Here is a 10,528-nt window from a genome sequence, read left to right as displayed (position 1 = left end):
GATCGTGATCTCCTCGCCCGACATGCAGGCCGCCTTCGATCTCGGCAACCGGCTGGCGCGCGCCGACGCGCCATTGCGCCGGATCGGCGCGCAGCTCTTCGGCCCCGCACCCGCCCCCATCGCCCGGGTGCGCGGACGGCACCGGGTGCGGCTTCTGGTCAAGGCCGAGAAGACCGCGCCCTTGCAGGCGGCGCTGGCCGAATGGGCCGCGCAGGTGCGCCTGCCCGCGAACCTGCGGCTCGCCATCGACATCGATCCGCAGAGCTTTCTCTAGGCGGATCGCGGCCGAGGTTCGAAAACGACCTGCGCATGTCGCGCGCGAGCCCGACCGGGCCGCCTGATTCGGCCGAGCCTGATCGAAAGGGGCCGGGCAGCGGAGGCGCGCCATGGAAATGTCATGCGAAGCGACGGGCTGGAGCGGCGCGCGGGCGGCGCAGGGCTTTTCGGTGGATGCGGCGAGCCTGCCGCTGGAGGGCGGCGTCGATCCGGAATTCGGCACGGTGCGCTGGCGCACGCTGGTCTCCTCGGACCGGACGCCGTCGGAGGCGCTGACGCTGGGGCTGGCCGAGTTCGCCCCCTTCGGCACGCTCTCGCCGCACCGCCATGCCCCGGCCGAATTCTATCTCGGGCTGGAGGGGGCGGGCATCGTCACCATCGACGGCGTGGCGCACCCGATCGGGCCGGGCGTCGCCGTGTTCATCCCCGGCGAAGCCGAGCATGGCGTGGTGGCGGGGGCGGAGGGGCTGCGCTTTGCCTACGGCTTTCCGACCGCGCGCTTTGCCGAGGTGGATTACAGATTTTCGCAGGCCGGGTGACACGGCGTCTCGCCATGCGCCCGCGACCGGCGTAATGCTTGCGCATGACACGTAATCCGATGCCGCTTTCCGAGGCCCGCTCCCTGCCGCTCTGGCGCCGGCCGACCACGCTCCTGTTCCTGATGGCGATGGCCATGCCGGTGGCCTTCGCCACCTGGTCGGCGCTGCTCAACAACTTCGTCATCGAGGCGGCGGGCTTCGACGGCTCCGACATCGGCTGGCTGCACACGGTGCGCGAGATCCCGGGCTTTTTCGCCATCGGCGTCATCGCGATCCTGATCTTCGTGCGCGAGCAGAGCCTCGCGCTGGTGGCGCTGGGCCTTCTTGGGGTGGCGACGGCACTGACCGCGCAATTCCCCTCCATGGGCGGCATCCTGACCATCACCATGCTCTCCTCGATCGGCTTTCACTACTTCGAGACGGTGAACCAGTCGCTGCAGCTTCAATGGCTGCCCAAGGACCGCGCGCCGCAGATGCTGGGCTGGCTGGTCTCGGCCGGGGCGGGGGCGACGCTCATCGCCTATCTCTCGATCGTGCTGACATGGGAGGCCTTCGACCTCTCTTACAACTTCGTCTACATGCTCTCGGGCGGGTTCTGCGCCATCGTCGCGCTGTGGTGCTGGCTGGCCTTTCCGGCCTTTCGCGCGCCGCATCCGCAGACCAAGAGCTTCGTGCTGCGCCGCCGCTACTGGCTCTACTACGCGCTGCAGTTCATGTCCGGCGCGCGGCGGCAGATCTTCGTGGTCTTCGCGGGCTTCATGATGGTCGAGAAGTTCGGCTACGACGTGCACGAGGTCACGGCGCTGTTTTTGATCACGCTCCTGACCAACATCTTTGCCGCGCCGCTTCTGGGCCGCGCCGTCGCCCGCTGGGGCGAGAAGAAGGCATTGGCGGTGGAATATGTCGGGCTGATCCTCGTCTTTTTAAGCTACGGCGGGCTCTACTGGTTCGGCTGGGGCGTTGTGGTGGCGGCGGTGCTTTACGTGATCGACAACATCTTCTTCGCGCTGGCGCTGGCGCTGAAGACCTATTTCCAGAAGATCGCCGATCCGGGCGACATCGCCCCCACCGCCGCCGTGGCCTTTACCATCAACCACATCGCCGCCGTCTTCCTGCCCGCGCTGCTGGGCTACCTGTGGCTCGCCGCGCCCGACGCGGTCTTCGTGCTGGCCGCCGGCATGGCGGGGCTGTCGCTGGCGCTGGCGCTGATGATCCCGCGCCATCCCGCGCCCGGCCACGAGACCGTGTTCGCAGGGCCCGCGCTTCCGCTCGCCGCGCAGTAGCGCTTGACGTCAGCCGTGCCTATATGCCGGGCAAACGCCCCGAAAGGAGTTCCAAGATGTTCGGACTGAGTTCCAGCAAGACCGAGATGGTCACCCCCGAAAATGCGCTGCCCGGCCGGTCGCAGCCGATCCCCACGGCCGAGAGGCACAGCGTGCTCGGCACGACGCTCGACCCCGAGGCCCCCGAGGGCTTCGAGGTCGCGATGTTCGGCATGGGCTGCTTCTGGGGCGTCGAGCGGATGTTCTGGACGCTGCCGGGCGTGCATTCGACCATGGTCGGCTATGCGGGCGGCTACACGCCCAACCCGACCTACGAGGAGGTCTGCACCGGCAAGACCGGGCACAACGAGGTGGTGCGCGTGATCTACGATCCCGCCAAGACCTCCTACGACGACCTGCTCCGCGTGTTCTGGGAGAACCACGATCCCACGCAGGGGATGCGGCAGGGCAACGATCGCGGCACGCAGTATCGCTCGGGGATCTACACCTTCAGCGAGCTGCAAAAGCAGGCCGCCGAAGCCTCGCGCGAGGCGTTCTCGCCGCGGCTGACCGGCGCGGGTTTCGGGGCGATCACCACCGAGATCGTCGATGCGCCCGCTTTCTTCATGGCCGAGGATTACCACCAGCAGTATCTCGACAAGAACCCGTCGGGCTATTGCGGCATCGGCGGCACCGGCGTGACCTGCCCGATCGGCGTCGGCGTCTGACACCCCGGCGGACCGGATGAGACGAGGGGGGCGGCGATTGACCGCCCCCTTCGCTTGCGCCTATGCCGCATCCCAGCCCCTTTGCCCGGAGACCTTCGATGCCCGTCTATACCGCGATCACCCAGCTCGACGACCAGCGCCGCGGCGAGGTGCTGTCCGAGGCGCTCGAGGATCTCGAGCCCGCGCCCTACGGCACCGGCGTCTTCGAGATCGAGGACGGCTCGGGGCTCTACGAGGTCACCGCCTATTTTGAGGAGGCGCCCGACGCCGTGGCGCTCGATCTGCTGGCGGCGAGCCATGGCGCGGGTGGCTTTCTGGTGTCCGAGGTGCCCGACGAGGATTGGGTCGCCAAGGTGCGGCGCGAGCTGGCCCCGGTCGAGGCGGGGCGCTTCTTCGTCTATGGCAGCCATGACGCCGAGAAGGTGCCGGGCGACCGGATCCCGCTCCTGATTGAGGCGGCGATGGCCTTCGGCACCGGGCATCACGGCACCACTCTGGGCTGCCTGAAGGCGCTCGACGCGCTGGCCACGCAGGGCGCGATGCCCGCACGCGTGGCCGATATCGGCTGCGGCACGGCAGTGCTGGCCATGGCGGCGGCCAAGCTCTGGCCCGAGGCGCGTGTGATGGCATCCGACATCGACGCGGTGGCGGTCGAGGTGGCCGAGGCCAATCTGGCTGCCAACGGCATGGCCGGGCAGGTGGAGTGCCTCGAGGCGGCGGGCTTCGAACACGCGGCGCTCGAGGCGGCCGCGCCCTTCGATTTCGTCTTCGCCAATATCCTCAAGGGGCCGCTGGTGGCGCTGGCGCCCGAGATGGGGGGGAAGGTGGCCAAGGGTGGCCACGTGATCCTGTCGGGCATCCTCAACGAGCAGGCCGACGCGGTCGAGACGGCCTATGTCGGGCGCGGTTTCCTACGCGCGGCGCGCGAAAGCCACGGCGAATGGACCACGCTTGTCATGCGGCGGAGCTGATCGGCGGAGATGGCGCAAAAGGGGCGGGCGACATGATTTCGCCGGAAATCGCCCGATTCGCCACATTTGTGCCATGTTCCGGCGATAGTGCTGACACCGTGAGGTGGGGGCACCTTGCCAGGACCGTTCGCCATGTTCCGTGTTTCGTCGAGCTTCGAATCCCGTCTTCTTCATATCGAGAAACGGAATCGCCGCCTCTCCAGGGGCGCGGTGCAATATGTTCTCGATGACGGTCTCGTGGTGCTGCTGCCGCGGTCGCGGCAGGGGTCCGGTCTGGCCTTCGCCCTGGCCTTCGCCCTTGTCGTGCTGCTGCCGATCCTCGCCGCCCTCGGAGCCAAGAGCTTTCTTTTCGCCCGCCTTGATGTACATGCCATGGCCGAGCTGTTGGGGCGGCTGGAAGCGATGGGCGCGCCGGGCCGGGCGCTGGGCTGGCTGATGCAGCCCGAGCCGGTGACCGCGACGCTCGCCCCCATGCTGGCGGGGCTCCTCGGCTGAGGCCCCCCGCCGGGTCGCAGGCTCAATCGGCCGCGTACATGCCCTCGTAGATCGGCGTCAGCGTCTCGTGCTCGAAGAGCGAGCTGACGGAGGTGCCGTGCCAGATGTTGAGGATGGCCTGCGCGAACATCGGCGCGGTCGGCACGATGCGGATGTTGGGCGCGTTCTTCACCGCCTCGGTCGGCTCGATCGAATCGGTGATCACCAGCGATTTCATCACCGATTTCTCGATCCGGCTCACCGCCGGGCCCGAGAGCACGCCGTGGGTGATGTAGCTGTGCACCTCGGTCGCGCCCGCCTCCATCAGCGTCTCGGCCGCCTTGCACAGCGTGCCGGCGGTGTCGCAGATGTCGTCGACGATGATGCAGGCCTTGCCAGAGACATCGCCGATCACCGTCATCTCGGCCACTTCGCCGGCCTTTTCGCGGCGCTTGTCGACGATGGCGAGCGGCGCGCCGATGCGCTTGGCCAGCTCGCGGGCGCGCGCCACGCCGCCGACGTCGGGCGAGACGACCATCACGTCGCTCCGCCGGTCCTTGAAGTGATGCGCCACGTCGAGCGCGAAGATCGGCGCGGCGTAGAGGTTGTCGACCGGGATGTCGAAGAAGCCCTGGATCTGGGCGGCGTGCAGATCCATGGTCAGCACCCGCTCGATCCCGGCCTCGGCGATGAGGTTGGCAACGAGCTTGGCCGAGATCGGCGTGCGCGCCTTGGCGCGGCGGTCCTGGCGGGCATAGCCGAAATAGGGGATCACGGCGGTGATCCGCTGGGCCGAGGAGCGCCGCAGCGCATCGGCCATGATCAGAAGCTCCATCAGGTTGTCGTTGGCCGGGTTCGAGGTCGGCTGGATGATGAACATGTCCTCGCCGCGGACGTTCTCGTAGACCTCGACGAAGATCTCCTGATCGTTGAACCGCTCGATCCGCGCGTCGACGAGGCCGACGTTCATGCCGCGGTGCATCGACATGCGGCGGGCGACCGCCCGGGCGAGGGGTTTGTTGGCGTTACCGGCGATCAGCTTCGGCTCGTTCAGGGTGGGCATCAAGCGGCATCCTTGGCAGGCTTGGGCGCCCCGTAGCGGGGCGGCGCGGAGATTGACACCGCCTAGCACAGCCCTAGCATGGCGCAAACCTGCCCGATGGGCTGGGGAGCTTGGGAGGGCCTAGGTGCCGAAGATCGACTATTTTTTCGCGACACTGTCGCCTTATGTCTACATCGCGGGCCGCAGGCTCGAAGAGATCGCCGCCAAGCACGGCGCCGAGATCGCCTATCGCCCGATCGACGTGATGGCGCTGTTTCCCCGCTCGGGCGGGCAGCTGCCCAAGGACCGACACCCGAGTCGGATCGAATACCGCGCGCAGGAGATGCGCCGTCAGGCCAGGAAGGCCGGGCTGCCGCTGGTGATGCGTCCGGCCAACTGGCCGACCAACGGCGCGCCTTCGTCCTATGCCATCATCAATGCCCAGAAGGCGGGCGGGGGCGACATGGGGATGCTGGTGCACGCGATCACCCGCGCCTGCTGGTCCGACGAAAAGGACATCGCGCAGGAGCACGTGATTCGCGAGGCGCTGGAGGAGGCGGGCTTCGACCCGGATCTCGCCGAGAGCAACCTCATGATGGCCGCCGATGAATACGGCCAGAATCTGGAGGAGGCGGTGCGGCGCGGCGTGTTCGGCTCGCCCTTCTACATCACCGACACCGACGAGCGGTTCTGGGGGCAGGACCGGCTCGGGGATCTGGACCTGCACCTCTCGGGGCAGCTCTAGCCCGGTTCAGTCCAGAAGCGACAGGAACTGTGCCACCCGCGCCTCGCCCAGCGACCAGTCGCAGACGAGGCGCGCGGTGAGCCGCGTCTCGGGCGCGCCCTGCATCGGGTCACCATCCATCACGTAGAAATCGGCACCCCCCTCGATCAGCCGCCGGCAGGTGGCGCGGGGCAGGGTGACGAAGACGAGATTGGCCTCCGCCGGATAGAGGATCTCGGCCTCGGAATGGGCGTCGAGGCCCGCGACGAGCTGCGCGCAGGCGGCGTTGGCCCGCGTGGCGAGATCGCGCCACAGATCATCGGCCAGATAGGCCTGCATCTGCGCCGACAGGAACCGGTGCTTGGAAAACAGGTGCCCGCCGCGCTTGCGGCGCAGCTCGAACTCCTGCGCCAGCGCGGGATCGAAGAACACCGCCGCCTCGACGCCGAGGCAGCCGTTCTTGGTGCCACCGAAGCTCAGCGCATCGACCCCGGCCTTCCAGGTCATCTCGGCGGGCGTGCAGCCCAACGCCATGAGTGCATTGGCGAAGCGTGCCCCGTCCATGTGGACCCTCTGCCCGCGCGCGCGGGCGAGGTCGCCGATGGCACGGATCTGGTCGAGGCTGTGGACGCTGCCGGTTTCGGTCACTTGCGTGATCGAGATCGGGCCGGGCTGGGCGTTGTGGAACGAGCGCGCGCCGGGCGTGCCGATCACCCGCTCCAGATCCGCCGCCGACATCCGCCCGTCCGGGGCGGGCACGAGGCTGAGCTTGGCGCCACCGGTGTAGAACTCGGGCGCGTTGCCTTCGTCATGCTCGATATGCGCGTGCTCCGAGCAGAAGATCGCGTCCCAGGGCCGGGCCATGCAGCCGAGGATCAGCGAATTGGCCGCCGTGCCGGTGGCGACGAGATGCACCTCCGCCTCGGGCGCCTCGAAGATCTCGCGGATGCGGTCGCGGAGCTGCTCCATCGCGCTTTCCGAGCCGTATGCGCGCTGGTGGCCGTCATTGGCCCGCGCGATGGCGTCGAGAATCGCGGGATGGGCGGGACCGGCATTGTCGGAGGCGAATTGCATCAGACGGGCTCCTCGATGATGTGATCTTCCCAATCGTCGTCATCGACTTGGGTTTCGGGCACGGTGCGGTGGATCATCGACACGCCCGCGCGGTGCACCGCCTGCCGGTCGCCCGAGATGAGGTGGTGCCAGTCGTAGAGCGGACGACCCTCGGCGCGCAGCCGGTAGGCGCAGGTCTGCGGCAGCCAGTACATCGTCTCGGCGATCTTCTTAGGCGTCAGCACGATGCATTCGGGCACGTATTTGTGGCGTGTTTCGTATTTCGAACACAGGCAGGTCGCGCCGTCGAGCAGGCGGCACGACACACGGGTCAGCGCCACCTCGCCGGTGTCCTCGTCCTCGATCTTGTTGAGGCAGCACTTGCCGCAGCCGTCGCAGAGCGCCTCCCACTCCTGCACATCGAGGCTTTCGATCGGCAGCTCCCAGAACTTCTCACGCATGGCCGAGCACCTCCCGCGCGCGGGCGCAGTCGGCGTCCATCTGCGCGATCAGCGCATCGAGCCCGTCGAATCTCTCCTCGCCGCGCAGGTATTCGACCAGCGCCACCGAGATCTCGGTGCCGTAGAGATCGCCCTTGAAATCGAAGAGGAAGGTTTCGCAATTGGGCTGGTTCTCGCCGAACATCGGGCGCACGCCGATCGAGGCGGCGCCGTCATAGCTGCCCGCATGCGGGCCCTCCAGCACGTCGACCTTGACCGCGTAGACGCCGAAGCGCGGCATGTGCAGCCCGGCCACGGCCATGTTGGCGGTCGGGTAGCCCAGCTCGCGGCCGCGCTTTTCGCCATGGATGACTTCGCCCTCGAGCCGGTGCCAATGGCCGAGCATCGCGGCGGCGTCGCGCGGGCGGCCTTCGCTCAGGGCGTGGCGGATGGCGGTGGAGCTGACCTCGCCCGCATCGAGCGCGATCAGCGGCGAGGCGGTGACGCCGAAACCATGCGCGCGGCCCAGCTCGGCGAGCATCGCCGCATCGCCCGCGCGGCCCTTGCCAAAGCGGAAATCGGCGCCGATCACCACGTGGCGCAGCCCGAGGCCGCGCGCGATCACGTCGCGGGCGAAGGCCTCCGGCGTCAGCGCCGCGAGGGCCGCGTCGAAGGGCAGCTCGAACAGACGCTCGACGCCGATCTTTTCGAGCCTGTGCGCCCGCGCGGCGCGGTTCATCAGCCGGAAGGGCGGGGCATCGGGGGCGAAATACTCGCGCGGATGCGGCTCGAAGGTCATCACGCCCAAGGGGGCTCGGAGGCGGTCGGCCTCGTCGCGGGCGAGGTCGATCACGGCGCGGTGGCCGAGGTGGACGCCGTCGAAATTGCCGATGGCCGCGGCGGCGCCGCGGTCGGTGGCGGTGATGTCGGAAAGATCGCTCAGGATGCGCATGGCGCTCTGCGTAGCCCTGCGGCGGGGCGCGCGCAAGCGGGCGCGCCCCGGCCGACCGGTGTCATCTCAGCGCAGGAAGCCCGTGGCATAGGCCGGGGCCTGCCCCTCGTCCTTCAGATGCGCGTCGAGCTTGCCCGCGTCGGGCTGGCCGTCGGGAGCGGGGCCGGTGCCGGTTTCCCCGGCCGAAAGCCCGCCGGTGATGAACAGCGCATCCAGCCCTGCGTTCGCCGCGCCCGAGACATCGGTCTGCGGCCCGTCGCCGATGCAGATGATGCGGTCGTCGGTGATGCTCGGGTCGATCTCGGCCAGGCGGCGGCGCGCCAGATCGTAGATTGGCGCATGCGGCTTGCCGAAATAGAGGCTGGTCCCGCCCATCTCGGTGTAGAGCTTGGCCAGGGCGCCCGCGCACCAGACCCGCTCCTCGCCGCGATCGACGATGATGTCGGGGTTGGCGCAAAGGAGCTTCATCCCCTTGGCGATCGCCCGTTCGAACCGCTCGCGGTAAACCTCCGGTTCGGCATGCTCGTCCTCGGGGCCGCAGCAGACGATGCCCTGGGCGGCCTCGAGATCGGTGCGGCTGATCTCGGCGGGGTCCTTGATAATGCGCAGCGGCTCGAAGAAGGCCTCGTCGCGCTCGTCCCCGATGAACCAGACCTTTTCGCCGACCACGCCCTCATACATCGCCGCGCGGGCCGAGTCGCCGGAGCTGGCGATGGAATCCCAGCAATCGCGCGGCACGCCGAGCCCTTCGATCTGGCCTTCGACCGAAGCGCGCGGGCGCGGCGAGTTGGTGACCAGGATCACCTTGCCCCCGCCCGCGCGAAAGCCGCGCATGGCGGCGACGGCGGCCTCGTGGGCGCGCAGACCGTCATGCATGCAGCCCCACAGATCGACAAAGGCCGCGCCGTAGCCGCCCGAGATCTCGGTGAAGCTCTCGATGATCCTGGTCATGGCCCTCAGACCTTCAGCACGGGGATGATCTGCTTTTTGCGGCTCATCACGCCCGGCAGCACGACGCTGTCGCCCGAGACGGTCGTGCCGAAGCTTTTCTCGGCGATCGCCTTCACCGCCTCGTTGGGAATGAGCATCGTCGCCTGCTCCTGCAGGATGTCGACGACGAACAAGAGCACCTCGTCGGCGCCGTCCTCGGATGCCACCTTGGGCATCGCGTCGAGCAGCGCCGCCTTGCGCGACAGCACCTGCTCGGGCGAGGTGGTCTCGAGCACGCTCACGCGCAGCTTCTTGCCCTCGACGGTGGTCTCCTTGCTGTCCATGCGCAGAAGTTCCGCCTCGGAAAAGGCGGAGACGTCGGACTTGGCGGCGAACATCTCGGACGCGTAGCCGGAGATGTCGACGCCCAGATCGGCAGCCAGGCGCTCGGCCAGCGCCTTGTCGGCGGGGGTGGTGGTGGGCGAGCGGAACTCCAGCGTGTCCGACAGGATGCACGACAGCATCAGCCCCTTGATGCCCTCGGGCATCTCGGTCGCCACGTGGCCCATCAGCTCGTGCATGATGGTGGCGGTGCAGGCCACGGGTTTGATGGTGATGTCGATCGGGCCGGCGGTGACGAGGCCGCCGAACAGCTTGTGGTGGTCGATGATCGCGAGGATGTCGGCCTTGTTGATCGAGGCGGGCAGCTCGGCGGGGTTGTTGGTGTCGACGAGGACGACCTTCTGGCCCTCAGCCACGTCGTCGATGATCTGCGGCAGCTCGAAGCCCCAGCGCTCGGCGACGAATTTCGCCTCGGTGTTGGGGTCGCCCAGAAGCCGCGCCTCGGCGTCCTGGCCCTGCTGGTTCAGATACCAGGCCCAGATCAGCGGCGAGCCGGTGGAATCGGTGTCGGGCGCCTTGTGGCCGAAGACGAGCGTGGTCATGCGGGAAATCCTTTGGAGCATCGGGGGTGAACGGGTCGCGCGCCTTATAGGCAGGGGCGCGGGGCTTGTCACCCACCCGGAGGGGATGGGGAGGGGCGGCGCGGATCGCGCGCCGCCCCCCGCCTCACCGCGCGGGCTCCGGTGCCGGTCTGCGGTCCAGCAGCGCCCGCAGGCGCGGCCAGACCCAGCCCAT

Annotated in this window: 12 protein-coding genes and 1 pseudogene; 7 read left to right on the top strand and 6 right to left on the bottom strand. The window is 68.4% G+C overall.

The features are described from left to right. The 6 genes and pseudogenes from NHG85_RS14395 to NHG85_RS14370 all read left to right on the top strand — a co-directional run. Positions 1–274 (top strand): annotated as a pseudogene (locus NHG85_RS14395) (primosomal protein N'); the annotation flags it as partial. A gap of 112 nt (positions 275–386) precedes the next feature. Then, complete coding sequence (locus tag NHG85_RS14390) at positions 387–815, top strand: cupin domain-containing protein (RefSeq protein WP_253333548.1); 429 nt, start codon at positions 387–389, stop codon at positions 813–815. Positions 816–859: 44 nt separating this feature from the next. Continuing rightward, positions 860–2,098 (top strand): MFS transporter, encoded by a 1,239-nt coding sequence (locus tag NHG85_RS14385; protein ID WP_253333546.1) that lies wholly within the window; start codon positions 860–862, stop codon positions 2,096–2,098. Between the two features lie 56 nt (positions 2,099–2,154). Further along, on the top strand, positions 2,155–2,805 hold the full coding sequence (gene msrA / locus NHG85_RS14380) for a peptide-methionine (S)-S-oxide reductase MsrA (protein ID WP_253333544.1): 651 nt from the start codon (positions 2,155–2,157) through the stop codon (positions 2,803–2,805). A 98-nt stretch (positions 2,806–2,903) separates the two neighbouring features. After that, entirely contained in the window at positions 2,904–3,776 is an 873-nt protein-coding gene (locus NHG85_RS14375) for a 50S ribosomal protein L11 methyltransferase (RefSeq protein WP_253333542.1), read from the top strand. Positions 3,777–3,986: 210 nt separating this feature from the next. Beyond that, positions 3,987–4,271 carry a hypothetical protein gene (locus NHG85_RS14370; protein ID WP_253333540.1) on the top strand — a complete coding sequence of 95 codons (285 nt, stop codon included), beginning with the start codon at positions 3,987–3,989 and terminating at the stop codon, positions 4,269–4,271. 22 nt (positions 4,272–4,293) lie between these two features. On the opposite strand, the gene NHG85_RS14365 is transcribed toward NHG85_RS14370, so the two are convergent. After that, positions 4,294–5,313 carry a ribose-phosphate pyrophosphokinase gene (locus tag NHG85_RS14365; protein ID WP_253333538.1) on the bottom strand — a complete coding sequence of 340 codons (1,020 nt, stop codon included), beginning with the start codon at positions 5,311–5,313 and terminating at the stop codon, positions 4,294–4,296. Positions 5,314–5,437: 124 nt separating this feature from the next. Between NHG85_RS14365 and NHG85_RS14360 the strand changes: the two genes are divergently transcribed. Next, positions 5,438–6,037, top strand: a complete 600-nt coding sequence (locus tag NHG85_RS14360) for a 2-hydroxychromene-2-carboxylate isomerase (RefSeq protein ID WP_253333536.1) — start codon at positions 5,438–5,440, stop codon at positions 6,035–6,037. Between the two features lie 6 nt (positions 6,038–6,043). Here NHG85_RS14360 and NHG85_RS14355 read toward each other — a convergent pair whose 3' ends face one another. The 5 genes from NHG85_RS14355 to NHG85_RS14335 all read right to left on the bottom strand — a co-directional run bounded on the left by NHG85_RS14355 (position 6,044) and on the right by NHG85_RS14335 (position 10,335). Further along, complete coding sequence (locus NHG85_RS14355; protein WP_253333534.1) at positions 6,044–7,090, bottom strand: threonine aldolase family protein; 1,047 nt, start codon at positions 7,088–7,090, stop codon at positions 6,044–6,046. Then, entirely contained in the window at positions 7,090–7,530 is a 441-nt protein-coding gene (locus NHG85_RS14350) for a YcgN family cysteine cluster protein (protein ID WP_253333532.1), read from the bottom strand. The genes NHG85_RS14355 and NHG85_RS14350 overlap by 1 nt, the downstream gene beginning before the upstream one ends. Further along, positions 7,523–8,461 (bottom strand): bifunctional riboflavin kinase/FAD synthetase, encoded by a 939-nt coding sequence (locus tag NHG85_RS14345; RefSeq protein WP_253333530.1) that lies wholly within the window; start codon positions 8,459–8,461, stop codon positions 7,523–7,525. Before NHG85_RS14345 ends, NHG85_RS14350 begins: the two co-directional genes overlap by 8 nt. 66 nt (positions 8,462–8,527) lie before the next feature. Then, entirely contained in the window at positions 8,528–9,412 is an 885-nt protein-coding gene (locus NHG85_RS14340) for a TIGR01459 family HAD-type hydrolase (RefSeq protein ID WP_253333528.1), read from the bottom strand. Between the two features lie 5 nt (positions 9,413–9,417). Next, positions 9,418–10,335, bottom strand: a complete 918-nt coding sequence (locus NHG85_RS14335; protein ID WP_253333526.1) for a manganese-dependent inorganic pyrophosphatase — start codon at positions 10,333–10,335, stop codon at positions 9,418–9,420. Positions 10,336–10,528: the final 193 nt, after the last annotated feature.

It is taken from the genome of Limimaricola litoreus, assembly GCF_024159025.1.
Taxonomy (GTDB): Bacteria; Pseudomonadota; Alphaproteobacteria; order Rhodobacterales; family Rhodobacteraceae; genus Limimaricola; species Limimaricola litoreus.
This window is presented reverse-complemented; position numbering and strand designations above follow the sequence as displayed.